Raw genomic sequence first — 24,113 nt, 5'->3', positions numbered from 1 at the left:
CACTGTATGCCAATCGCAGAATGTGCTGTGGATAACTGCGATCTGGCATAAGCTCTTCACATGGGCGATGTATTGCTGGTCATACTGCCTGCCCTTATACTGGCGGCGGTCCTTTGGGCATTTACCACGGCCCTCAAGCCGCGCGACTTCGGCGTGTCCGATGCGGAACGCTACCAGCAAGAACTGGCGGTCCGGTCGCAGGCCCACTACGCCGCCCAGGTCCAGGCCGCCACCGCCGCCCGTGCCCGCGTGGACGCCGTCACCCGGCCCAGCCAGAACGAACAGCAGCAGTCGCAGCAGGCGGACCACGCCCGTCAGGCGCTGCGCGCCCAGACCGGATCAGCACCCGCCGTCGGGCAACCCGGCTACCAGGGCCCCGTCCTGCCGGGAGGCCAGCTCAATCCCCAGTTCGCCCTGCAACTCCAGTCGCTGGCCCGGAACGGCAAGAAGCTCCAGGCCATCAAACTGCTGCGGCAGGCAACCCATTCAGATCTTTTGACCGCCAAGAATTTTGTAGATCGGCTGTAGTTTCATGGAATCCCTGCTTGTCCCCCTCCTTATTCTGGCGCTCGTCGCTGCCGGCGTCCTCGTGGGAGCCCGCACCCTCGGCCACCGCGGCTCCCGGACCCGGCCGGAGGCCGCCCCTCAGCCAGGAAAGGATCCAGTTGAGCTAGCCCGGACCTCTGCGGCTAAGCTCAACCAGGAGCAGCACCGGCGCCTCTATGCGCTGATCGCCCAAGGGCAGGCCATGGCCGCCATCAAACTGTACTTTGAGGCCACAGGAGACGGCCTGAGGGCCTCCCGTGACGCCGTGGGGGCCCTGGCGGCCCACCCGCAGCCCTTCCGGCCCGAGCCCGCGGAGCCGGCACCCGTAGAGGACGACGACGACGCGCCGCAGCGGTTCGCGTACCGCTACCGGGCGATCGCCAGCAAGGGCGATGTGACACGCGAGGTCAGCAGCAACATGCTCAACGATGAGATCTACGGCAGGATCCGCACCCTCGCCAGAAGCGGCGACACCGAAGCCGCTGCTGAGGCCCTCACGCGCCACTCGGACATTTCCATCAAACAGGCCCGGGAATTCATCGCCCTTCTCGAGGACTGAGCCCGAAGGCTGACCCGACGGCAGAACCGGCCCCGCGGGGGTTAGAAGTCGAACAGTTCCCCGAGCCAGCCTTCCTTCTTCTTCGGACGGCGGCGGTCGTCATATCGCGGCTGGTCGAAGCGCGGACGGTCCCGGCGCTCGTCGTACCGTCGGTCATCGTCGCGGCGGTCATCCGTACGCCGGTCATCCCTGCGCGGGTCCAGGTTGTAGAGCGGGGGCGGGATGTGGCCGGGCGTCGTCGGAGGCATAGGCGCCGGTGGAGCCGGGGGCACCGGGGCCATGGTCTCCGCAGCGCGGTCCAGGATTTTGTCCAGCTCGCCCCGGTCCAGCCAGACGCCGCGGCACTGGGGGCAGTAATCGATCTCGACGCCACTGCGTTCGCTCATGATCAGGTCAATTGAATCCACAGGACATTTCATGTCCCGCACAACGACCGGGCGTGCATAATGGTTCGCCGGCGGCCGGCGATACTTGGGCCGGCCGGAAACCCTAGGGCCGGCCGGAAATGCCGGCGAGCAACTGTTCGAACGGCAGCGACGCCTGTGCCGCCGACTTCCGTTGCGGCTGCGCGCCCTGCAGCAGGCCGGCAAACTCCCCCGCCGCCCGCTCGATCCGGGTCGAAAGGGCTGAGCCGCCATCGTCGTTGCTGCCCCAGTCTTGCGGACCGGCAAAGACTGCGGTGTTGGCGGTGCGGGTGCGGAGGTACGTGAACAGAGGGCGCATGGCGAAGTCCAGGACCATCTGGTGCCGGTCCGTGCCGGCAGTGGCGCCGAGCAGCACTGCCTTCCCCTCCAGCGATTTGGGGTCCAGGACGTCGATAAACGATTTGAAAAGTCCGCTGTAGGAGGCGCTGAAAACGGGGCTGACGGCAATGATGCCGTCCGACGCCTCGACTCCGGAGATCACCCCGGCCAGCGTAGGCGCCGCATAGCCCGTCACGAAGTTGTTCGCGATATCCACCGCCAGGTCCCGCAGTTCCACTGTCTCGATGTGGACGGCGTATCCGGCCGCGGCGAGCTGGCGCTCCACAGAGGCAGCCAGCTGGTCCGCCAGCAGGCGGCTCGACGACGGGACGCCGAGTCCGGCGGAAAGAACGGTGATACGGCGGGTTTCCACGGAGTGCTCCTGATGTGAGGCGGGGGCCTGAGCCCTGATGCATGCGTTTGCATGTACCTGTAAAAGGAGTGCACTGCGCCGTTTATTCCCGCCTCCGTTGCCCTATCACTTTTGGTCCCTCTGACGCCGGAATGGCAACCGTAAGGGATAGGGCATCTGGGGGTCAGAGCAGGACAAAGCCTTCGATGCAGCTCACCGAGCTGCCACCGACCCAGATGTCGTCCCCCACGGCGTCGACATGGATCCGTCCCGCCCGGCCCAGCGCCGTTCCCTGCGCCGCGACGTAGGATTCCGGGGCGCGGCCGCTGCGGATCAGCCACTGGGCCGCGCCGGCGTTGAAACTGCCGGTGACGGGGTCTTCCGCCGCGGCGTCGCCCGGAATGAAGGTGCGCACTTCGAAGCCGACCCCGGATCCGGCAGGGTAGGGACCGATCACGCCGACCTTGAGTCCGGCCATCGCCGCATAGTCGGGTCTAATGGACAGGACTGCCTCCGCCGACTCCAGCAGCACGCCGATCCAGTTCGGCCCGTTGACCAGCCACGACGCGTCCAGGAGCGCTTCCCGCGACATGCCCAGTCCGGCGGCCACTTGGGACAGCTCCGCCTCGGACACCGGTCCCGACCGGGTCAGCGGCGGCGCCGCGAAGGCAAGCCGGCCGCCGTCGCCCTTGACCCTGACCAGCCCGGCGCCGCACTCCTGGACCAGCACGCCGTCCTGCCGGGGGATGCCGCCGGCCTCGAGCCAGGCGTGCGCCGAGCCGAGGGTGGGGTGGCCGGCAAAGGGGAACTCTTCGCTGCCGGTGAAGATCCGGACCCGGTAATCGGCCGCAGGGTCGGTGGGCGGCAGCAAGAAAGTGGTCTCGGCGAGGTTGGTCCAGTTGGCAAACTGCTGCATGACGTCCGCCGGGAGACCCTCGGCATCGACGACGACAGCCAGCGGATTCCCGCGGTAGGGCTCGGCAGAGAAAACGTCCACCTGCCCGAAGGGACGCAGACGGGGCGCAGGCGCAGGGTTCCGGGTCACCGCAGCAGGCTACCACCCACGCCGTTGCGGCTGACAAGGGTGGCGCGGTCTGCGAGACTGCCCCCATGGCCGTGAACAAGACCCAAAACAAGACCGTGGCAACCGGCGCGTCCGTCGAGGAGTTCCTCGCCGCCGTCGAGCATCCCGTCCGCAGGGAGGACGGGCTCCGGTTGCTGGACCTGATGTCCGGGATCACGGGGCAGCAGGCCGCGATGTGGGGCCCGACGATAGTGGGCTTCGGCGAGTACCACTACAAGTACGGGACCGGGCGCGAAGGCGATGCTCCCGCCGTCGGGTTCTCACCGCGGAAGGCCAGCCTGTCGCTGTACGGACTGACCTATGGTCCCGAGGCGGCGGAACTCCTTGGCCGGCTGGGGAAGCACAAGACCGGCGCGGGCTGCCTCTATGTCACCAAGCTCGATGACATCGACGTGGCGGTCCTCGCCGAGCTGATCCGGGAGGGGTACCGGCATGTCAGGACGGTTCTGCACCACGGCTGAGCGTCCCGTCTGGGATAACGCAGAAGGCCCCCGCGTCCGGTTCCTCAGGGGAATCCGAAGGCGGGGGCCTTCCAGCAGTTCAGGACTGCAGAGCCGGTGAGGGCTACTTGCCTGCGACTACGTCGAGATCGATCACAGCGGCAACGTCAGCGTGGAGGCGGACGTTGGCCTGGTAGGAACCAACCGACTTGATGTGCGCCGGCAGTTCCACCTTGCGCTTGTCGATGCGGCCAAGGCCAGCGGCCTCAACAGCGTCGGCCACGTCGCCCTGCTTGACGGTGCCGAACAGGCGTCCGGTCTCGCCAGCCTTGACAACGAGCTTGACCGGCTTTGCGGAGAGTGCAGCGGCCTGCTTCTGAGCGTCTTCCAGGGAAGCGTGCTCGCGGGCGGCGCGGGCAGCCTTGATGGACTCAACCTGCTTCTCGCCACCCTTGGACCAGGTCAGAGCGAAGTTGCGGGGCAGCAGGTAGTTACGTGCGTAACCGTCCTTGACCTCGACAACATCGCCTGCAGCACCGAGACCGGTTACTTCGTGGGTCAGAATGAGCTTTGCCATGTTAGTTAATCCCTTCCTTAGCCGCGGCCAGCGCCGGAGTAAGGCAGCAGAGCAACTTCGCGGGCGTTCTTGATTGCCTGGGCGATCTTGCGCTGTTCCTGCACCGTGACGCCAGTGACGCGACGGGCGCGGATCTTTCCGCGGTCGGAGATGAACTTGCGCAGCAATGCTACGTCCTTGTAGTCGATGACAGTGATGTCAGCGGCCTTCAAGGGGTTGGACTTTGGTTTGGGCTTACGGAGTTCAGCCTTAGCCATCGTGGAGCTCCTATTCGATGGAGCCCGTGGATATTGATCCACGGGATGGTGGTGATCCGACGCCGGTCAGCGCCCGTCCGCCTTGTGGCGTTCCGGCGGGTTCCGACGTCGAACCTTAGATGTTGTTTAGAAGGGAGGTTCGGAATCCGGGCCGTTGCCCCAGCCGCCGCCTGCATTGCTGACACCGGGCGTGGCCCAGGGGTCATCCTGCTGCTGTGCGGGCTGGTTGCCGCCCCAGGTTCCGCCCGAGTTGCCGCCGCCCTGGTTTCCACCAGAGCCGCCGCCGAAGCCGCCGCCGCTGTTGCCGCCGCCGAAGCCACCCTGGGCGCCGTTGCCGGCACCCCCACCGCCGGAGCGCTGGGTGCGGTTGACCTTGGCGTTGGCGTAGCGCAGGCTGGGGCCAATTTCATCGACCTCAAGCTCGATAACGGTGCGCTTCTCGCCTTCTTTGGTTTCGTAGGAACGGCTCTTCAGCCGGCCCGAAACGATCACGCGCATGCCCTTGGTCAGGGATTCGGCGACGTTCTCGGCGGCTTCACGCCATACCGACGCGCGGAGGAACAGGGTTTCCCCGTCCTTCCACTCATTGGACTGGCGGTCGAAGGTGCGGGGAGTAGACGCGATGGTGAAATTCGCTACTGCCGAACCTGACGGTGTGAACCTCAGTTCGGGGTCATTGGTGAGATTACCGATGACCGTAATAGTGGTTTCGCCTGCCATCTACTGCCTCCTTGTTCGTTCCTGCGGGGTTAAAGAATGAGGTGCGGCTGATTACTCAGCAACAACCTTCTGCTCTTCGGGGCGGGTGATCTTGGTGCGCATGATGGTCTCATTGAGGCTCAGCTGGCGGTCAAGTTCCTTGGCGGTAGCCGGCTCAGCGGTGAAGTTCACCACGGCGTAGATACCTTCAGACTTCTTCTGGATTTCGTAAGCCAGGCGACGACGGCCCCAGATGTCAACCTTTTCGATGGTTCCACCATCGGTCGTGATGACGTTCAGGAACTTCTGAAGCGTTGGCTCAACGGTACGCTCTTCGACCTCGGGGTCGATGATTACCATCAATTCGTAAGGACGCATATGTGAACCCACCTCCTTTGGGCTAAGCGGTTACGGCATTTCCGTAACAGGAGGTTCATTTGCGGTGCCGTGTGCCCGCATCACCCCCAGGAACGGGGGCAGGGCGCAGCACAGACTTCAATAGCATAGTGCATCGGGGCCGTATTCCACGATTCCACGCCCTGCCAGCGTAGGCACAGATGCCGGAGAGCCGGAAGCGAAGAGGACCTCCATGTGGACAACGCTGTGCCATGATCGGGGAATGACCACCGGATTACCGCCCGCCCGGCCCGTGCGCCGCAGCCGGCTGCGTTTTGCGGTGATGCTCACCGCGGGGGCCGCCGCGGCCGCGGTCACGGCACTGAACGGGTACTGGGTGGCGGCGCCCGCCGTCGGCTGGGGAGTCGCGGCGCTGACCTACGTCGCGTGGGTCTGGCTGGCGATCGGCCGCTTCAACCCCGCCGAAACCCGGGCGCACGCCACGGCGGAGGACCCGTCCCGCGGTACAACGGACCTCTTGATCCTGGCGGCCAACGTCGCCAGCCTCGGCGCGGTGGCCGCCGTCGTCGTCGATACCCATTCCAGCGGCGGCGGGTCCCGCTTTGGCGGCGGCCTGTTGGCGCTGGCATCGGTCGCCCTGTCGTGGATGCTGGTGCAGACGCTGTTCACGCTGCGGTACGCCGAGTTGTACTACGGCACGGGCGGGAAAGCCGGGACGGCGGTGGGCGGCGTCGATTTCAATCAGGAAGGGCCTCCGCAGTACACCGACTTCGCCTATCTCGCCACGAGCCTCGGCATGACCTACCAGGTCTCGGACACCGCCCTGCAGAGCCACGGCATCCGGGCGGAGGCGCTCAAGCACAGCTTGCTTTCCTACCTCTTTGGGACCGTCATCCTCGCGACGACGATCAGCCTCGTGATCAGCCTGGCCTTCTAGGACGGCGTAGGGGTGACCGTGCCCCCTTGTGCCGGAGACCGGTGTTGGAGGTTCCGGGACGAAAAACGAGTACTGGGCGGGCAAACTACTCGACTTCAGTCACTGCCCTACTCGACTATCCATGCGGCCTAGTCCCCCGGCAGACGCCCAGCCTATATTTGCAAAAGCACAGCCATTTGGTCAGGGTTTCGCTCCAACCCCGAGCGTACTCGGGGCGGCAGATTAGTAGGTCGGGGCGGAAGTGTCTTCAAGCCGACGACTTACATAACCCTGACTCAACCGTTTTCCTAGCGATTGAATGGGGGGCCCATGGATTTTTCCAGCCAAAACACGGCGACGGAACGCACCCAGCAACTTCCCGGCCGGGGCCGGTCCAACTCCCGGAATGTCGCGGCGTGCGTTCGCTGGGGTCGTCGGAGAAGCCATGGGATCTAAACCAGAACTCGCCGTCCTGACACCCAGCTATGGGCCAGACGCCGAACTGTGCCGGGAACTCAATCGCTCGGTCCTTCGCTGGATGCCCGAAAACGTCATCCATCACATAGTCGTTCCAGGGCAGGACATTCCTTTGTTCCGAATGCTCTTGAACAGTAGGACCGAAATCCACGAGGCTGGCGAATTCCTGCCGAGTTCGATGTGGAAGGCGCCCGGCGTCAATTTGTGGATCAACCGTTCGCATCCGTGGCCACCCGTCAGGGGCTGGATAGCCCAACAATTGATTAAGTTGTCTGCGTCAGCCACCCTGAAGGCCGACGCCGTGCTCCTCGTTGATTCCGACATGGTGATGGTCGCGCCGACGGACATTGAGTCCTTCCGGAAGGATGGCCTGCTGGAAATGTACCGGAACCCGGGAGCGATCCATTCCGGACTGCCCCGGCACCGTGTGTGGCTCGAATCAGCAAGGGCCCTCCTGGGGTTGGACCCCCCTGAAACCGGGACCTTGACGGACTACATCTGCTGGCCCTGCGTCTGGGATCCAGAAATCGTCCGCGCCACGCTTAAGCGGGTTGAAGACGTCAGCGGCCGGCCTTGGCAGTCCGCAATAGGCTCCCAGCTCCACTTCTCGGAGATGATGCTCTACGGGACGTACGTAGACGAAGTACAAGGGGGCCCGCCCGCCGCGACGTCACGCATGAAGAGCGTCAACTACTCCGATGAAGTGCCATTGAACGGAGCGGAAATCACCCGGATGCTCCATGGAGCCCCCGCGGATGTCTTATCGGTCATGATTTCAGCCAAATCAGGTGTCACCCATGAGCACCGGACGCAAGCACTCGCTGGCTTCGCAGATTATTTAGCGGCGGGCCGGGATAGCACCCCTAGAGGTATATCTTGATCCCGTCACATCGGTCTCCTGCCCACTTTTGGCAGCGCATTCAGTCCACTGGCCCGGCGGGATTTGCCCCGGCGCTTTTGCGGCGTATGGCGCTGAAGATGGACCAGCGCTACGACTTTTTGCGTGCGGAGCTGCCCGTACGCATCGAGGACCTTGTTGATTCCAGCGGGATGCGCCCCCCTCACCCTTCGCGAACTCCAGACGCGTCACTTCGGATCGGCTGGGTGTGCTCGCCTCCGGGCCCGGGATCCGGCGGCCACACGACGCTCTTCCGCATGGTCGAAGAAGCGGAGCAGCGGGGTCACGAATGCACACTGCTGCTATATGACCGGAACTCGGATGACGTTGCCCGCCATGAGCCGGTGATTCGGCGGTATTGGCCTAATATCAGGGCTGGAATCCGCAGCGCGACTGGAGCAATTGGTGGCATGCATGCCCTTGTTGCCAGCTCCTGGGGCACTGCCCACGTCGTGGCAAGGAGGGCCCCCTCCGCAGTTAACTGCTTTTATTTCATCCAGGACTATGAACCGTATTTCTATCCCCGCGGTGCCCTCTACGCCTTGGCTGAAGACACGTACCGATTCGGGTTTACCAATATAGCGCTCGGCGAAATGGTCGCATCCAGGCTTCAGAGCGAATTGGGTATCACAGCAGATGCAACGGTTCCCTTCGGATGCGATACGAGTACATACAAGCTTCTCCGCCGTGATTCGGCACCCCGCGCCGGCATTGTCTACTATGCCAAGCGAAGCGTGGACCGTCGTGGATATCTGCTGGCGAAGCTTGCATTAGAGATATTTCATCTTCAGCACCCAGACCAGGAAATTCACATCTTCGGAGACACCGTGTCGGACTGGAACATCCCCGTCACGAATCATGGATCCTTAAGGCCGTCCGAGCTCAACGCTTTGTACAACCGGACGATTGCCAGCGTTGCCCTCTCCTTCACCAATATTTCTCTGGTTGCCGAAGAACTGATGGCCGCCGGCAACGTGCCTGTGATGAACGATCATCCATTCCCCAGAGCCGATCTATCCACGACGGCAGCCATCTGGGTGCCGGCCACTCCTGCTGGAATCGCACATGGACTTTCGGAAGCTGTTTCCGCGGCGGACATCGAAGGCAGGGCCCGGCACCTGGCAGAATCCGTCCGGCGGACATGGCGCCTACCGTCAGTTCTTGTTTCTCAGGAAATTGAGCGGATCTGTCGCACGCCGGCTAACGAGTTTGCGCTGCCCCCAACAGCGGAGGCGGCCCCATGAGCCGGCATCGGATGCAACCACAGCAATCCGAGAGGGAAAGTCGCTCTGTGGCAGGCAACTCCACCTCGGCGGCGTCCCCTCCGGTCGATAGGTTGAAGAGGCAGAAAGTACCGTTCCTTCTGCGCGCCATGGCATTCTGCATCTTCTTTTTTCCGTCGTCCATGGTGTTCAAACCGGTTGGTGCGGCCGGCACCGTGCCGATGATGCTGGCGGTTCTCGTTTTTCTCCTCTGGATCTTTTCGGTCCTCTTTGGGCTCCATAACCCGATAAAGGTCCGGCATCCCGGACGCGTAGCGCTTGCGGCGTTGTTCGTGGCGACTTGCGCTTCCTACGCTGCCTTGTACGCGGGAATCACGGGGGGAAGTACCGAAATGGCGCGTGCCTCCGCAGACCGATGGTTGATCCTGTTGATGGCCAGCGCAGGCATAGTGCTCGTCGTCGGCGAGGTCGTCCGAACGCTTTCTGATGCCATGGTATTCATCCGAGCCCTTCTGGCCGGTGCGTTTTTTTGCTGCCTCGTTGCACTGGCCCAGTTCGCTTTCGGGATAAACCCCATGGAGTGGTTCCAGTACGCAATGCCCGGCTTCACGTACAACGGCGGGGACACACCGTTCCAATCAAGGGGTGCGCTACTGCGCGTTGCAGGCAGCACTTTCCACTCGATCGAACTGGCCGTAGTGTCCGCCATGCTTCTGCCGTTGTCCATATGGCGTGCGATCTATGACCAGGGCCGTTGGATCGGTTTTAGGCTATTAGGCACGTCGCTTTTGATATTTGCCATCGCATCAACCGTCTCGCGTTCCGGAGTCCTTGGCCTTGTGGTTGGGCTGGCCGTGTTCATACCGTTCCTCCCCGCCGTTCCGCGTATATGGGCCCTTATCGCGTCGCCAGTCGCCCTTGCCGGCCTCTTTTTGGGTGTTCCCGGACTTGTAAGCACGCTAACTGGAACAGTGACATCCTCAAGTTCGGACCCGTCCATTTCTACCCGAACAAACAACTACCCCCGGGTCGAAGCGATGGTGGCCCAGCGTCCGCTCTTTGGCGCGGGGCCTGGCAATTATGAGCCTGATTCTGCAATCCACATCCTTGACAACGAGTACTTGAATGCGGCGGTAACGCTCGGCCTCGTTGGTCTATTTGCGGTTGCGATTTATCTGATTGTTCCCGGCATTTCCGGCATTTTGGCCGCTCGGTCGTCCCGGAACCCGCAGTTGAAGTCCTTGGCAGGTGCTGTCGGAGCCGGTGGGCTCGTCGCCGGGATTTGTTCCCTAACATTCGATTCCCTGTCGTTCCCTGTTTTTGCCCTCACATATCCAGTTCTGATTGGCCTAGGTGGAGCTGTTTGGGTCATGGCAAGAGCAGAGAAAGAGGCTATGAGCCTTGGCGACGGGGTGCAGATCCAACTCCGCAAAGAAATGGTTTCGAGTCATAAATTACCAGGAGGACTGCAGTGGATCCCTTAGCAGTTTTGAGAACGCTTTGGTGGCATCGAATCGTTTCTATCCCGATTCTTCTTTTGACTTTGGCTGCCGGGCTGTACGTATTTCAGTTTGCCCCCCGGTCCTACGAAACGTCCGCCACGTATGCCATGATCAATCCGGACATACCGACTCAGCAGGATCTGCTCAACAACCCGGAACTCGGGAAGCTGAATGATAAGAATCCATATCTGCGTTCTTCGGATCCTTCGTTGATCGTTCAGGTGCTCCTGACCCGACTCAACGACAGTTCCATGGCCGACAAACTCAAAGAACAGGGACTGAGCCCGGAATATACAGTCAGCCGCGGCGTTGGCGGCATCAATGGCTTCCTGGTCGACATCACCGGAATTGCTGAAACTCCTGAGAAGTCATTCGCAACCACCCGTGCTCTCGGAAGTACACTCGAAAAATATCTCTACGACGGACAGAAGGTTAATGGCGCGGACGACGCCTATCTGTTCTCCTCAATAATGGTCGCCCCTCCCGACAAGGCTACGGAACAATTCTCCAGTAGGCTGCGGTCACTGATCGCGGTGTTCCTCGCGGGAGTAGTGCTCATGTTCGGGGCCGTCTCGATCGCCCATTCGATATCGGTGACCCGCACTCGCCGACAGTCCGGGCTCGGAGACGTTGCGGAGATCGAGGCGGAATCAAGAAACAGAATCAGGCTCAGGGCTCCTTTGGCGAAGGACGCGAAGAACGCACCGAACCACATGGAGCCACCCTTCCGGAGCCCCGACCCCGAGCCCTCCCCCGGTGAGGCGCTCGCGACGCCTGCGAACGGCGCAGAGGAAAGCAAGAGAATGTCCGAGCTGGCGAGGTGACCGAGAGAACAGCAATCCACGAGTTTCGGCTCGGCTACCTTGTACCTGAATTTCCGGGGAACACGCACAGCTTTTTCTGGCGGGAGCTGGATGTGCTGCGCCAGCTGCACGTTTCGGCAGATGTGGTGTCCACCAGGAGCCCTGAGAATCAGTTGGCGGCGCAAGAATGGGCGGCGACGGCACAGGGAGTCACAACCTATTTGGCCGAATGCTCAATTGGTGCGTTCCGGACGACCATAAGCGGGTTTCGTCGAAGACGGCCGGGGGCGTTTTCCGCATTAATCCTGACGGTCCGCGGCGCAGCACAGCGGGAGGCCACATCAGGAAGTCTTGCGACCCGCTTCCGCGTTTGCGCGCGGCAATTGGGGTGGGTGGTGCTGGGCGCTAGACTCGCCGGTCTGGCCCGACTGAACCGATGGCAGCATGTGCACGTGCACTCCTGCGGCAATTCTGCCTACATTGCTATGTATGCGCATCTCCTGACGGGATTACCGTACAGCCTGACTCTTCACGGTCCTCTGAGCGACTACGGGCACAACCAAAATCTGAAATGGAGCATGGCGGCTTTCGGCGTAGTCATCACTGAGGGCTTGAAACGTGACGTCGAGTCGGCGCTGGGAACTGACCTGCCGTGTGAAGTCGAAGTGTCACCGATGGGAGTCGACGTCCAAGAGTTCACCCGTCACGACTCGTATTTGCCGTGGCCCGGCCACGGCCCGCTCAGAGTCTTCTCCTGCGGTCGTCTGAATCCAAGTAAAGGCCATGACGTGCTGCTACTCGCCGTGCAGGAAATGGTAGAGAACGGCACGGATGTGCAATTGGTTATTGCGGGTGAGGACGAACTGGGTGGGCAGGGTTACCGTCGCGAACTTGAGCGAATGATCGTGGTGCTGGGCCTCGAATCTCGAGTCCGGCTGCTTGGAGCAGCACCGGCTGCGTCCGTCCGGAGCGAATTGGTTCGTGCACACCTCTTCGCTCTCGCCAGCCATGCCGAGCCCCTCGGAGTGGCAATTATGGAAGCCATGTCAATGGGGGTGCCCGTCGTCGTCACCGACTCCGGCGGTGTCCCCGAGTTGGTGGATGACAGGATCAGTGGCATCCTCGTCCGCCCTGGCCGACCAGACTTGCTGGCCGCGTCCATGCTCAGGGCCGTATCCCAGCCGGATCTCTGCCGCAAGCTCGGCGCAGCAGGGCGTCGTCGAGTGGAATCATCGTTCAGCCATCAGGGCAGCGCGAAAACCCTCGCCCGCCTGGCTCGTGCCGCCGCTGCGAGATCTTTCACCACCCCGGAACGGGTCGCCGATCTCCCCTGATTGCCCACCGACCACAGGCAGCTCATCCCGAAGACCTTGGGAGTTCAAATGTTCAGAAACCCAACCCTGCATCCGCGTACGGGCCAGCCCATGCCCCAGATCCGAAAGTTCGGGCCTGCCGCTGTTTTGGTGTTCGTCATCACATCCATCGCGATCGGCGCACTATTCGGCTTCCGGCCAGGAACATTACCGGAACCTGCGGCCAAGCAAAGCAGCTCCACGCTTGCTCTGGTGGGTCCCTTACCCAGTCTGGCCAGGATTCCTTGGGAGGGCGGTCCTGGGTACTGGAGTCAGTTTCCCAAACCCCGGGATGCCGGCTGGACAGATCCCAGCTTCTTTCCGATATCAGTTTTCATGGGAAAACCTGAACATGCGGCGGCGCTGAAAGCACTGGGCATTAATACGTACATGGGGGCGGAACATGACGGCTCCTCGCTTTCGAGCATTACAAAGCAAGGCATATTCGTCCTTCCGCAGGACGAGTGGACACAATCAGAGGTGGGAGACGACCCCCAGGCTGTTGGCTGGTTCATATCAGATGAATGCGACATGGGGATCGGCTGCACGGGTTCAAATCCAGCGGAAAACCTCGCTGATCAGATCAGCAAAGTGGAGCGCGTTCACGCCTTCGGCGACGGCCGCTTCACAATGGCAAACTACGCAAACGGCGTCCTTGACACGTACTGGGCCCGGGGCAGCATGGTCCAACTCATGAAAATCGTGGATGTGGCCAGTGTGGACAAGTACGCCTACACCAGTCCCTTCGTGGATGACCAGATGACCCATTCTCCGCATTGGCCAGCCGAATCCAGCCCCGCGTCTGCCGGTTCCTATGGCTGGGTGGTTGATCGAATGCGCGCGTACCAGGATCCGGCCGGGCAGCATCCTAATTGGATCTTCGTAGAGGCCGCGATGCCGCTACTCACCGACTCCGGATCCCGAACGATTACGCCGGATCAAATCGAGGGGGCCGTATGGTCCGCCATCATCCATGAAGCACGGGGGTTAGCCTACTTTCAGCACAACAACGGTTCGATTTGTGGGTTCTATTCACTTGTCGAGTGTGATCGGGCCAGACTCGACCGGGTCGCGGAGATAAATGCCGAAATTCAGTCGCTAGCCCCCGTACTGAACACGCAGTCGTATCAGTTCAGCTTTAACAAATCCACAGACACAATGCTGAAGGTCTATGACGGTTCTGCGTACATTTTTGCGGGCATCGGTCTGCACCAGGTTCCCGGCCTCAAGACGTTCGTCATTCCCCCGGAGATCACTGGGTCTACCGTCGAGGTCATTGGTGAGAATAGAACTCTACGCGTCACCGACCATTCCTTTAGTGACACTTTTGAGAATGAGTTCTCGCACCACACGTACCGGCTGACACTTTAGACTTTCAGGGCGGTCTAAATCCGAGGAACGCCTCTCCCGGTACCTTAGGCGCAAAATCCGGGCCAGGCCCTGTTCCTACGCCCGCGTCCGGAAGAACAGCTCCGTCACCTTCGCCAGCCTGTACGGATCTTCGACGCCGCAGAGTTCGCGGGCGGAGTGCATCGACAGCAGGGGCACCCCGACGTCGACCGTCCGGATGCCGAGGCGGGTCGCCGTCAGCGGCCCGATCGTGGAGCCGCACGGCATCACGTTGTTGGAGACGAACTCCTGGTACGGGATGCCAGCGTCCGCGCACAGCCGCGCCCAGAGGGCGGCGCCGGTGGCGTCCGTGGCGTAGCGCTGGTTGGCGTTGATCTTCAGCAGCGGGCCGCCGTTCAGGACCGGCCGGTTCGCCGGATCGTGCCGCTCGGCGTAGTTCGGGTGGACGGCGTGGCCGGCGTCGGCGGACACGCAGAACGACGCCGCGAAGGCCTGACGGCGCTGGCTAGCCGTGGCGCCAAGACCGTCGGAAATGCGCACCAGCACGTCCTCGAGGATGGGCCCGCTTGCTCCGGACCGGGAGGCGGAGCCGATCTCCTCATGGTCGAACGCGGCCAGCACGGCAATCGGCGCCCCCGCAGGCTGCGGCGCGTTTGCGTGGGCGATCAGCGCCGCGAGCCCGGCGTGGGTGGCCGAAAGGTTGTCCAGCCGGCCGGAGGCGAAGAACTCGCCCTTCGCGCCGAAGACGGCGGGGGCCTGGGTGTCCGCGATGACGACGTCGTAGCCGCCGATCTGAGCCGAGTCCACGTCCGCGCCCGGAACCCGGTCGGCCAGCAGGCCCAGCAGGTCCTCCCCCGCTGGGTCCCCGAGCCCGTAGACCGGGTTCATGTGCTGCTGCTTGTCCAAGGCCAGCCCCTCGTTCACGGCGCGGTCCAGGTGGATGGCCAGCTGGGGGAACCGCAGCAGCGGCCCCGTGGCGGTGAGGTGCTGGGTGCCGTCGCGCATCACCAAGCGCCCGGCGAGCTGCAGTTCGCGGTCCAGCCAGGAGTTGAGCAGGGGGCCACCGTAGACCTCCACGCCGGCCTGCAGCCAGCCGAACTTACCGGTGGTGGGTTTGGGCTTGAGCTTGAACGACGGCGAATCGGTGTGAGCACCCAGGATGTTGAAACCGGTGGTGGGGCCGGCCGTCTCCGGCGTCACCCAGGCGATGATCGCGCCGTCGCGGATCATGTAGGACTTACCGGCGCCGCCGCCGGAGGCCGGGGCCCAGGGCTGGAGCTCGTCCAGGGCGGTGAATCCTGCCTCGTCAAGCCGGCGGGCGGCCTCGTGGACGGCGTGGAAGCTCGACGGCGACGCGGTAACGTACGCGCCGAGGTCCTGAATGTGGGCTGCGGCGTTGGACTGTGAAGGCATGGCTCCGAGTCTAGCGCCGTGCCGTCGGCCCGACGGGTGCCTAGACGGTGACGTTGAGCCCGGCCGTGTATCCGCCGGACACCGATCCCGTCATTGTGGCCAGCTGGTAGATGCCGCCGTCGTCGCCGAAGACGTTGTCTGACGTCAGCGTGGTCCGGGGGAAGTTCCGGGCGCTGGATTCATAACCGGCTGAGGCGTAGACCTCCTTGCAGGCAGCGTCGGTCAGGGCGATCTGGGACACGGCGAGGACCTGCCCAGCCGCCGTCGCGTTGTCCATGGACTCGAAGACTTCGAAGTGGATGTGCGGCCAGCGGCCGCTGTACGCGCCGGGGAAGATCGTCTGGAAGGTCACCTGGCCGTTGGCGTCGGCCTCCTGCACGCCGCGAAGGAAGTTCTCGTTCGTCAGCCCGGCGTCGTACATGGAGTATCTGCCGTCCTTGTCGCAGTGCCAGGCGTAGACGGCGGCCCCGCCCAGGGGTGCGCAGCCGTTGGCGTTGTCGAGGAGGGTCAGCGTGACGGTGAGCGGCACGCCGTCGGCCGTGGTGCTGGAGGTGCCAAAGCTGGAGGTGATGTCCTTCCGGACGACGCCCGAGGCTGCCAGGACGTTCGGGCCGTTGGAGCCGTCGCCGGGATACGGTCCGGCGGTCTCCTCCGGGATTTCCACGCCGCACTCGGCGATCGCGCGGGTCAGTGTCGGCGAGGCAGAGGCGGAGGGCGTGGCCGTCACCGCCGCGGTGCCGGAGGCCGCCGACGTCGGGGCGGACGCCGCCGCCGCTCCCGTGGAGGCGGACGATCCGCCCGCTGTGGAACCGCCCGGGGTGCACGCGGCCAGGGCGGCAGCCGCTCCGGCACCGAGGAACATGCCCAGCGAGCGGCGGCTCAGGAGGGTGGAGAGGTCGAATTCCAGGCCGCGATCGTGGTTGGGGTGCGGTTCATGCGGGGGCTGCGGGGTAGGGGTCATGCGTCCATGCAACCCCGGAGCACTATGCCTTGGCTAGGCCCTCCCTGTGAGGGTGCTGTGGCTGGCTCCGGAGCAGTCCGGGCGCCGGCAGGCCTCCGGGACATGCCCTCCCCGGCGGCCAGGACTGGGCATGTCCCCCCAGGCCCGCGGGACATGCTCTCCCTTGGCTTCGCCGAGTGGACAGCATGCCACCATGTCCACCGCAGGGCACCAAGACTGGGCATGTCCCGCGGTGCCGCCGAGTCTGCGGCCGGGCGGCGCCCCAGGACCGGGCATGTCCCGCGGTGCTACGCCGCCGGGCCGGCGCCCACGGTGACGTCTTCGGCAGGCTCGCTGGTCCCGTCCTTGCCGGCGTCGGTTCCGTTGCTGACCGCGGCCGGGAACTTCCCGCCGTTCTTGCGGTAGCGCCACAACCCGATACCGACCACAACGGCGGCGAGGGCCAGGGAGAGCAGCAGTGATTCGCGCGTGGATTCCAGGAGGAGCATGCCGATCAGCAGCGCGACGATGCTGAGGATGGCCACCCAGGTCAGATAAGGGAAGAGCCACATCTTCAGCTGGAGGTCCTTGGCAGCGGCGCCCATGCGGCGGCGCAGGATCAGCTGCGAGCCGGCGATCACGAGCCACACGAACAAGGCAATGGCGCCCGAGGTGTTGACCAGGAACAGGAACACCGTGTCCGGGGCGATGTAATTCAGGCCAACGGTGATGAAGCCCACCACGGTGGAGGCCAGGACGGCGGCGGCCGGAACGCCGCGCTTGGAGATCCGCATCCAGGACCGCGGCGCGTCGCCGCGGCGGGAGAGCGAGAACAGCATCCGGCTGGCGGTGTACAGGCCGGAGTTGAGGCACGACAGCACGGAGGTCAGCACCACAATGTCCATGATGGTGCCGGCGCCCGGGATGCCGTACAGCTCGATGACGGCGACATAGGGGCTCTTGGCCACGGAGGCGGAGTTCCAGGGCAGGAGGGTGACCACAACCGCGATGGACCCGATGTAGAACACGAGGATGCGCCAGACGGTGGACTTCACGGCCTTCTTGACCGCGTCGACGGGATTTTCAGACTCGCCGGCGGCGATGGTGGCGATTTCAGCGCCGAAGAAGGAGAAGACAACAACGAGGATGCCCGCCAGCACGGCACCGGGTCCGTTGGGCATAAAGCCGCCGTTTTCCAACAGGTTGCTTACGCCGGGGGCCGGGACGCCCGGGATGAAGCCGAGGATTGCCGCGACGCCGAAGAGCAGGAAAAGCACGATCGCCGCCACCTTGATGGACGCGAACCAGAACTCGAACTCGCCAAAGGACCTCACCGAACCCAGGTTGGTCAGAGTCAGGACCACCATCAGCAGCAGCGCCCAGACCCACTGGTCGACCCCCGGGACCCAGCGGTGCATGATCGCCGCGCCCGCCGTGGCCTCGATGCCCAGGACGATGATCCAGAACCAGGCGTACAGCCAGCCGATGCTGAATCCTGCCCAGCGGCCCAGCGCCTTGTCCGCGTACGTCGAGAAGGAGCCTGTTTCCGGGTTGGCCGCGGCCATCTCGCCAAGCATCCGCATGACCAGGATGACGACGAGTCCCGCCGCCGCGTAGGCGACCAGAATCCCCGGGCCTGCCTGCTGGATCGCCGCGCCGGAGCCGACGAACAGCCCGGCGCCAATCACGCCGGCGATGGCGATCATGGACAGATGCCGGGGTTTCAGGGATTTGGAAAGCTGTTGGTCAGCCTGCATGAAGCGCCGTCCTTCGTGGATTGTGCGGGTCCGCGGGTGGATCGTTGAAAGTTGTGCGGCGGACCACATTGACGTTTCACCCTAGACCGGGCGGGGAAGCGCCCGTTCTGTGCAATCCCACAAATGACGGGAGCCCGGGCCGGGCATAATGCCAAGAACAAGGCCCGTGAGGCAACGAAAGTTGCCTCAAGGGCAATTCAGAAATGTGCCTGAAACCACTGCTTCAGGCTCCGCCGCCGGATGCTGTGCCCTCGACCGCTGCCTCAGTAGTCCGGATTGCTGGGCACCACCAGGCCGGTCTCGTAGGCGTACACCACGGCCTGGACCCGGTCGCGCAGGTGCAGCTTGTTGAGGATCCGGCGCACGTGCGTCTTCACGGTGGCTTCCGAGAGGAAATACCGGTGCGCAATTTCGGCGTTGGAGAGCCCCTCAGCCATCGCTCCGAGCATCTCGGCTTCGCGCGGGGTCAGGTCCTCCAGCAGCGGGTCACTGGTAGCCCGGCCCCCGGTGGGGGCCCCCTGCCCAGCGGCCCGGCCGCCCGCTCCCGCCCCGCCGCCCCGGACGTACGTTTCCAGCAGCCGCTGCGTGACGCGGGGCGCCACCACCGCGTCGCCGCTCGCCACCACCCTGACGGCGCTGACCAGTTCGGCGGGCGCCACGTCTTTGAGCAGGAAGGCCGAGGCACCGGCCCGGAGCCCCGCGAATGCGTATTCGTCGAGGTCGAACGTGGTCAGGATAATAACCTTTGCGCGGGCACCGGAGGCGGCGATGGCCTGCGTGGCCCCGATCCCGTCCAGCACCGGCATCCGCACGTCCATCAGCACGACGTCGGGCGCGAGGTCCCGGACCTGGCGCACCGCTTCGGCGCCGTCGGACGCCTCGCCCACAACACTCAGGTCATCCTCGCCGTCCAGGATCAGGCGGAAGCCCATCCTCAGGAGCGGCTGGTCGTCCACCAGCAGGACGCGGATCGGTCCGGTACTCATCGGTTCCCCTTGACTCATGTGCCCGTGCTTTCGTTGTCGCCGTTCCAGTGCAGGACGGCGTGCACGCGCCAGCCGCGGTCCCCGCTCCGTCCTGCCTGCACGGTGCCGGCGTAGATCCGGGCCCGCTCCAGCATGCCGGCGAGGCCCTGCCCGGTGCCCACCGGCCCGGGGGAATCCCGCGACGCCGGCGCCGCGGCGGAGCCGCCGGAGTCGACGGAGCCCCTGCCGTCGTCGACGACGTCGATCGTGACAGTGGGTCCGTCGCGGACAACCGCCACATCCACCCGGCCCAGGGAACGGCCGTAGCGCAGCACATTTGTCAGCGACTCCTGCACGATCCGGTAAACGGTCAGCCGGAACGCGGCGTCGTCCGGCAGCGACGGCCCGGTGTGGGTGTAGTGCAGCGGGAGTCCCGCGGTGCGGAAGCCTTCAAGCAGCTTGCCCAGGTTGTCCCCGGCGGCGAGCGGCTCCCGCGGCGCCTGCGCGGGGCCCGCGTCGTCGCGCAGCACGCCAAGGACGCGCCGCATGTCCGCCAGCGCCGCGCGGCCTGTGCGGGAGAGTTCCCCGAGGACCGCCGCGGCCTGCGCGGGGTTCCTTTTGACCACGACGGCGGCCCCGTCCGACAGGCTGATCATGACCGTCAGTGAATGCGCCACGATGTCATGCATCTCGCGGGCGATCCGGTTGCGTTCCGTGACCGACGCGAGCCGCGCGGTCCTCGCTGCCCACGCGGCAATCTCATGCTCGTGCTCGCGCCGCTGCCGGACCGAGACGCCGATCCCGGTGGCAATGACATTGGAGAGGGTGATGCTCACCGCGGCCGCGATACTGGTGATGAGCTGGAAGTTCTCCGGCGTGCTGACCCCCATATCCGGCAACCGGCCATCCAGGGGACCCACTGCCAGCAGGAAGTACAGGAGCACCAGCGGCGCCGTGGCCGCGGCCAGGGTCGCGAGGGCGAAACGCCGGCTGCGCACCACCGCCACGGAGTAAAGCGCAAACCACAACCCGGCAGAAACGTTGGAACCCCAGGGGTGGAGCAGCGTCACCCCCACCTCGAGCAGCGCCACGACGGCCGCCACTGCGACCGGGTGGCTCCGCCGGAACGCCAGGGCCACCGCAGTCGCCGCGAGCAGCAGCGCAACCGGCCAGACGCCGTCGAGCGCCGATTCCACCGCTGTCGGGGTGACAAGCAGCAGGTAGCAGGCCACCACCACGGCATCCATGGCGCGCGGATGCTGGAACAGGTAGCGCCGGACTCGGCCGCGGCGCCGCGCGGTGATTTCAGCGAGGGACGCGTCGGCCTGGCCGGCCGGCGCGTCCTGCACTGGAACTGCATCGATCATGCTCTGAGCCTAAACGGTGAGCACGGGCGGACTACACGTCCCGCTTTTTGAGCAGCACGGCGGCCAGGACCACGGGGACGACCACCCAGGCGCCCAGCACCAAGGCTGCCTGCCAGGCTTCCAGGGCGTCCGGGAGATGCTCCACGGCGATCATCGGTTCGACCGTGTTGCCGGGCAGGTACTTGCGGGCCTCGACGAAGAAGTCGCCCGGGATCAGCTGGAAGGCAATCGGGGCCACAAAGAACAGCCCGACCAGGCTCATGATGCCACCGGCGGAGTTGCGGATGATCGCACCCAGGGCCATGCCGATGGCGGCGACGGCGGCGACGTAGAGGCTGTTGATGAGCAGCATCTTCACCGACTGCGAGCTGGAGAGGTCCAGGTTGAGGTTGTAGTTGTCCAGGATCGGCAGGGACACGAGGCCTGCCAGGAACACGGAGGCGGCGGTGAGGACGAACGCCGTCACCATGACCACAAGCAGCTTGGCGGCGAACGCCGGAAGCCGCTTGGGGACGGCCGCGAAGGTGGAGCGGGCCATGCCTGTGGTGAACTCGGAGCTCATCAGCAGCACCCCGAGCGAACCCAGGATCAGCTGGGCAAACGCGATGCCGGACGTGGGGACGCCGACGGCGAGGTCCCCGCCCTGGGCCGCGAAGGCGGCGGCCGCTTCCGGGTCGGTGCTGGCAGCCTCGGCGAACTGTCCGGTGCCCCAGGCGGAGAGGGCACCGAAGCCCACAACCACCAGCACGGTGCAGCCCAGCAGGATCAGCGTGGACAGGAGAGTGCGGAACTTGATGAATTCCGAGTTCAGCACCCGGGGGAAGCTGGGGCCCGGGCCGGTGCTGAGGCTGTCGCCGGCCCGGTTGCCTGCCGTGTTGTTTGCCGTGTTGCCGGCCGTTCCGCCGTGCTCGCCGCGGCTTGGCGGGGTGGGTTCAAAAGTGGTGGAACTCATGGTTCAGTTGCCTCCGGACGGGACGGGGGCGTGGTCGCCCGTGGTGATCAGCGAGTGGTACTCGACCTCATCCTTGGTCAGCTCCATATAGGCCTCCTCGAGGCTGGCCTGCAGCGGGGTGAGTTCGTAGATCATGACGTGGCTGTCGAGGGCCGCGCGGGCAATCCGGCGCGGATCCAGGCCCGTGACCTCGAGCAGTTCGTTGTCCTGCAGTTCCACGGAAACGCCGTCCCCCGCGAGCAGCTGCATCAGCTGGTCCGGCTGGTCGGTGCGGACGCGGGTGCGGATCCGGCCCTTGCCGTTGATGATGTCCTGGATGGGGGCGTCGGCGATGATCTTGCCGCGTCCGATCACAATCAGGTGGTCAGCGGTGACGGCCATTTCGCTCATCAAGTGGCTGGACAAGAAGACGGTGCGCCCCTCGGAGGCCAGGTATTTGACGAGGTTGCGGACCCAGACAACGCCTTCCGGGTCCAGGCCGTTGACGGGCTCGTCCAGGATGACGGTCTGTGGGTCCCCGAGCAGCGCCGCGGCGATCCCCAGCCGCTGTCCCATGCCGAGCGAGAAGCCGCCGACCTTCTTCTTGGCCACATCGGCCAGGCCCGTCATTTCGATGACTTCGTGCACCCGCTTCTTGGGGATGCTGTGCGTGGCGGCCATTGCCCGGAGGTGGTTGTAGGCCGAACGGCTGGTGTGGACCGCCTTGGCGTCCAGCAGGGCGCCGACATCGCGCAGCGGCGCGTGGTGCCGGTCGAACGGCACGCCGTTGACGGTGACGGAGCCCGACGTCGGCCGGTCCAGCCCCATGATCATGCGCATGGTGGTGGATTTGCCGGCCCCGTTCGGGCCCAGGAAGCCGGTGACCCGGCCGGCTTCGACGGTGAAGTTGACTCCGGCGACGGCGGTCTTTTCGCCGTAAACCTTGGTCAGGCCTCGTGCTTCGATCATGGAAGCGTTCCTTTACCTAGCAGTAGGGGGTGTGTACACACCACGCTACCGAGGCGAAGCACCGATTTCGCCGGTCTCAGGGATGATTCAGGGTCGACTCAGGGTAGTCCGGGAGGATGACGGCGTCCGGGTGTCAGGATGCCGGCGAGTAGTACGTCAGGGCGCCGGACAGGACCGAGAACTCGACGCCACGCACCCCCGGCATGACCTCGCCGTCCACCGCAAGGACCATGGATGTATCGCCCGGTTCCACCCGGATGCTGCTGCGTTCGCTCAGGTGTGTGATCCGGGACGTGGCGACGGTTCCTGTCAGCACGGACCACAGCAGCCGGAGCCTGGCGAATGATTCATCCGCGGTGATGAGCCTGAGGTCGAAGACGCCGTCATCCAGGACCGGGCGCACCAGCGGGGCATGGTCGCGGGGGTAGTACCGTCCGCGCCCGACGTACAGGATCCAGAGTTTGTGCCGCACCCCGTCGACCACCAGGGTGGTGGGTGTTCCGGCGGCAAAGGTCCGGAACATTGCAACGACGCCGGCCACGGGTTTGCCGAGCGCGGGCTGCAGCAGTTCGCGCCGGCGCACGAGGTTCGGGTAGAGGCCGATGCTCGCCGTGTTGAGCATGGCCAGGTGGAGCCGTGCGGGGCTGTCCGGCAGTCCGCGCTCCACAGCCACCAGGCCAAGGTCCGCCCGTGCCGCTTCGCCGCGGGACGCGGCTTCAACGGCGGCCTCGAGGGTGGGAGTTCCGGCGTCCCGCGCGAAATGGTTCAGCGTCCCGCCCGGAAGAACCAGGAGCGGGAGGGAATGCTCGACGGCGGTCGCAGCCGCCGTGCCAACGGTCCCGTCCCCGCCCCAGACGCCCAGTGCCACGATCCCGGGGCGGCCGGCGACCCGGGAGATTTCCTCCGTGACGTCCTCGTCCGGGGAGATTTCTTTTATATACGCCTTGGGGAATACTTTCTGGAGGGCAGCTGCGGTCTCCGCCGCATAGGAGCCGCCCAGCGTGTTGACCGCGATGCCCAGGCCTTCGCCCCCCGGCAGCTTCGCGGCTACAACGGCGCTCCGCCGGACCTCGGGAAATGGCGGCCGCACGGGCCACCACTTTCGGGTCACCACGGCGGCACCCGCACCGATCGCCGATCCGAAGAACACATCCGAGGGCCAGTGGGCGCCGGTGTGGACCCGCGAGTAGGCGACGCCCGCCGCGAGGGGGGCCAACGCGGCGCCAAGGGCCGGCCGCACCAGTCCGGCGCCGACGGCGAACGCCACGGCAGAGGCGGAATGGCCCGAGGGCATGGATGAGCTGGTGGGTTGGGGATGGACGAACCTGAAGGCCGGAAGGTGCTCCGGCAGCGGCCGGGCGCGCGGCAACAGGGTCTTGAAACCTAAGTTCGTGACCGCTGAGGCCACGGCCTGCGCCAGCAACCCGTGGACGGCGGCCCGGCGCGTCCTCCCGGGGAAGAGCGCCATCACGGCGGCGATGCCGAACCAGAGCTTGCCCTTGTTCGCCACGGCGGACAGCCGCCGGAAGAATTCGTCATGACTGCCGCCGGGGAGGCCGGACACGGCGCGTACCAGCGTCCGGTCCAGTCGTTCGAACCGGCCCGGCGCCCTCCGCAAGATGCTTCGCATGCGACC

Annotated in this window: 25 protein-coding genes; 10 read left to right on the top strand and 15 right to left on the bottom strand. The window is 64.8% G+C overall.

Annotated elements, in window-relative coordinates:
* Positions 1-60: 60 nt before the first annotated feature.
* On the top strand, positions 61-528 hold the full coding sequence (locus tag ASE96_RS08830; RefSeq protein ID WP_056428864.1) for a hypothetical protein: 468 nt from the start codon (positions 61-63) through the stop codon (positions 526-528).
* A 4-nt stretch (positions 529-532) separates the two neighbouring features.
* Positions 533-1,105 (top strand): hypothetical protein, encoded by a 573-nt coding sequence (locus tag ASE96_RS08825; RefSeq protein WP_056428863.1) that lies wholly within the window; start codon positions 533-535, stop codon positions 1,103-1,105.
* A gap of 41 nt (positions 1,106-1,146) precedes the next feature.
* Here the strand turns inward: ASE96_RS08825 and ASE96_RS08820 are convergent, their stop codons facing one another.
* From ASE96_RS08820 to ASE96_RS08810, 3 genes are all read right to left on the bottom strand, one after another.
* The gene (locus tag ASE96_RS08820; RefSeq protein ID WP_056428849.1) at positions 1,147-1,524 is read right to left on the bottom strand and encodes a TFIIB-type zinc ribbon-containing protein; all 378 of its coding nucleotides are present in this window, start codon (positions 1,522-1,524) and stop codon (positions 1,147-1,149) included.
* 70 nt (positions 1,525-1,594) lie between these two features.
* Positions 1,595-2,221, bottom strand: coding sequence for an FMN reductase (locus tag ASE96_RS08815; RefSeq protein WP_056428845.1), 627 nt, complete (start codon positions 2,219-2,221; stop codon positions 1,595-1,597).
* Between the two features lie 163 nt (positions 2,222-2,384).
* The gene (locus ASE96_RS08810) at positions 2,385-3,245 is read right to left on the bottom strand and encodes a PhzF family phenazine biosynthesis protein (RefSeq protein ID WP_056428841.1); all 861 of its coding nucleotides are present in this window, start codon (positions 3,243-3,245) and stop codon (positions 2,385-2,387) included.
* Between the two features lie 65 nt (positions 3,246-3,310).
* Between ASE96_RS08810 and ASE96_RS08805 the strand changes: the two genes are divergently transcribed.
* A complete protein-coding gene (locus tag ASE96_RS08805) occupies positions 3,311-3,745 on the top strand; it encodes a DUF1801 domain-containing protein (protein ID WP_056428840.1) in 435 nt (144 codons plus the stop codon).
* A 103-nt stretch (positions 3,746-3,848) separates the two neighbouring features.
* Here the strand turns inward: ASE96_RS08805 and rplI are convergent, their stop codons facing one another.
* From rplI to rpsF, 4 genes are all read right to left on the bottom strand, one after another.
* On the bottom strand, positions 3,849-4,301 hold the full coding sequence (gene rplI / locus ASE96_RS08800; protein ID WP_056428837.1) for a 50S ribosomal protein L9: 453 nt from the start codon (positions 4,299-4,301) through the stop codon (positions 3,849-3,851).
* 17 nt (positions 4,302-4,318) lie between these two features.
* Positions 4,319-4,558 carry a 30S ribosomal protein S18 gene (gene rpsR / locus ASE96_RS08795; protein WP_003800144.1) on the bottom strand — a complete coding sequence of 80 codons (240 nt, stop codon included), beginning with the start codon at positions 4,556-4,558 and terminating at the stop codon, positions 4,319-4,321.
* Between the two features lie 126 nt (positions 4,559-4,684).
* Positions 4,685-5,278: a single-stranded DNA-binding protein gene (locus ASE96_RS08790; protein WP_024366240.1), complete on the bottom strand. Its 594-nt coding sequence runs from the start codon at positions 5,276-5,278 to the stop codon at positions 4,685-4,687.
* Between the two features lie 51 nt (positions 5,279-5,329).
* Entirely contained in the window at positions 5,330-5,635 is a 306-nt protein-coding gene (gene rpsF / locus ASE96_RS08785) for a 30S ribosomal protein S6 (protein WP_056428835.1), read from the bottom strand.
* A gap of 241 nt (positions 5,636-5,876) precedes the next feature.
* Here rpsF and ASE96_RS08780 point away from each other — a divergent pair, with 241 nt between their 5' ends.
* From ASE96_RS08780 to ASE96_RS08755, 7 genes are all read left to right on the top strand, one after another.
* On the top strand, positions 5,877-6,551 hold the full coding sequence (locus tag ASE96_RS08780; RefSeq protein WP_056428832.1) for a DUF1345 domain-containing protein: 675 nt from the start codon (positions 5,877-5,879) through the stop codon (positions 6,549-6,551).
* Between the two features lie 424 nt (positions 6,552-6,975).
* On the top strand, positions 6,976-7,887 hold the full coding sequence (locus ASE96_RS08775) for a DUF6492 family protein (RefSeq protein WP_235500177.1): 912 nt from the start codon (positions 6,976-6,978) through the stop codon (positions 7,885-7,887).
* A gap of 98 nt (positions 7,888-7,985) precedes the next feature.
* Positions 7,986-9,149 (top strand): glycosyl transferase group 1, encoded by a 1,164-nt coding sequence (locus ASE96_RS18800; protein ID WP_082492666.1) that lies wholly within the window; start codon positions 7,986-7,988, stop codon positions 9,147-9,149.
* A gap of 47 nt (positions 9,150-9,196) precedes the next feature.
* Positions 9,197-10,612, top strand: a complete 1,416-nt coding sequence (locus ASE96_RS08770) for an O-antigen ligase family protein (protein WP_235500176.1) — start codon at positions 9,197-9,199, stop codon at positions 10,610-10,612.
* The gene (locus tag ASE96_RS08765; protein WP_056428822.1) at positions 10,600-11,454 is read left to right on the top strand and encodes a hypothetical protein; all 855 of its coding nucleotides are present in this window, start codon (positions 10,600-10,602) and stop codon (positions 11,452-11,454) included. Before ASE96_RS08770 ends, ASE96_RS08765 begins: the two co-directional genes overlap by 13 nt.
* On the top strand, positions 11,451-12,767 hold the full coding sequence (epsE, locus tag ASE96_RS08760; protein ID WP_235500175.1) for an exopolysaccharide biosynthesis GT4 family glycosyltransferase EpsE: 1,317 nt from the start codon (positions 11,451-11,453) through the stop codon (positions 12,765-12,767). The genes ASE96_RS08765 and epsE overlap by 4 nt, the downstream gene beginning before the upstream one ends.
* A gap of 48 nt (positions 12,768-12,815) precedes the next feature.
* Positions 12,816-14,156, top strand: coding sequence for a hypothetical protein (locus ASE96_RS08755; protein WP_235500173.1), 1,341 nt, complete (start codon positions 12,816-12,818; stop codon positions 14,154-14,156).
* Between the two features lie 75 nt (positions 14,157-14,231).
* Here ASE96_RS08755 and ASE96_RS08750 read toward each other — a convergent pair whose 3' ends face one another.
* From ASE96_RS08750 to ASE96_RS08715, 8 genes are all read right to left on the bottom strand, one after another.
* A complete protein-coding gene (locus ASE96_RS08750) occupies positions 14,232-15,548 on the bottom strand; it encodes a M18 family aminopeptidase (RefSeq protein ID WP_056428820.1) in 1,317 nt (438 codons plus the stop codon).
* 40 nt (positions 15,549-15,588) lie between these two features.
* Positions 15,589-16,509 (bottom strand): intradiol ring-cleavage dioxygenase, encoded by a 921-nt coding sequence (locus ASE96_RS08745; RefSeq protein ID WP_056428816.1) that lies wholly within the window; start codon positions 16,507-16,509, stop codon positions 15,589-15,591.
* A gap of 287 nt (positions 16,510-16,796) precedes the next feature.
* Positions 16,797-18,245 carry an amino acid permease gene (locus tag ASE96_RS08740; protein WP_056429296.1) on the bottom strand — a complete coding sequence of 483 codons (1,449 nt, stop codon included), beginning with the start codon at positions 18,243-18,245 and terminating at the stop codon, positions 16,797-16,799.
* A gap of 263 nt (positions 18,246-18,508) precedes the next feature.
* On the bottom strand, positions 18,509-19,231 hold the full coding sequence (locus tag ASE96_RS08735; RefSeq protein ID WP_056428814.1) for a response regulator: 723 nt from the start codon (positions 19,229-19,231) through the stop codon (positions 18,509-18,511).
* A gap of 14 nt (positions 19,232-19,245) precedes the next feature.
* Positions 19,246-20,577 carry a sensor histidine kinase gene (locus ASE96_RS08730; RefSeq protein WP_056428811.1) on the bottom strand — a complete coding sequence of 444 codons (1,332 nt, stop codon included), beginning with the start codon at positions 20,575-20,577 and terminating at the stop codon, positions 19,246-19,248.
* A gap of 31 nt (positions 20,578-20,608) precedes the next feature.
* Positions 20,609-21,529, bottom strand: a complete 921-nt coding sequence (locus ASE96_RS08725) for an ABC transporter permease (RefSeq protein ID WP_056428809.1) — start codon at positions 21,527-21,529, stop codon at positions 20,609-20,611.
* 3 nt (positions 21,530-21,532) lie between these two features.
* Positions 21,533-22,477, bottom strand: coding sequence for an ABC transporter ATP-binding protein (locus ASE96_RS08720; protein ID WP_056428806.1), 945 nt, complete (start codon positions 22,475-22,477; stop codon positions 21,533-21,535).
* Between the two features lie 133 nt (positions 22,478-22,610).
* A complete protein-coding gene (locus ASE96_RS08715) occupies positions 22,611-24,107 on the bottom strand; it encodes a bifunctional phosphatase PAP2/diacylglycerol kinase family protein (protein WP_056428804.1) in 1,497 nt (498 codons plus the stop codon).
* Positions 24,108-24,113 lie beyond the last annotated feature (6 nt).

The sequence above is a fragment of the Arthrobacter sp. Leaf69 genome, from assembly GCF_001422645.1.
GTDB lineage: Bacteria > Actinomycetota > Actinomycetes > Actinomycetales > Micrococcaceae > Arthrobacter.
Note: the sequence above shows the minus strand (reverse complement) of the source record. Positions and strands in the feature narration are given on the sequence as shown.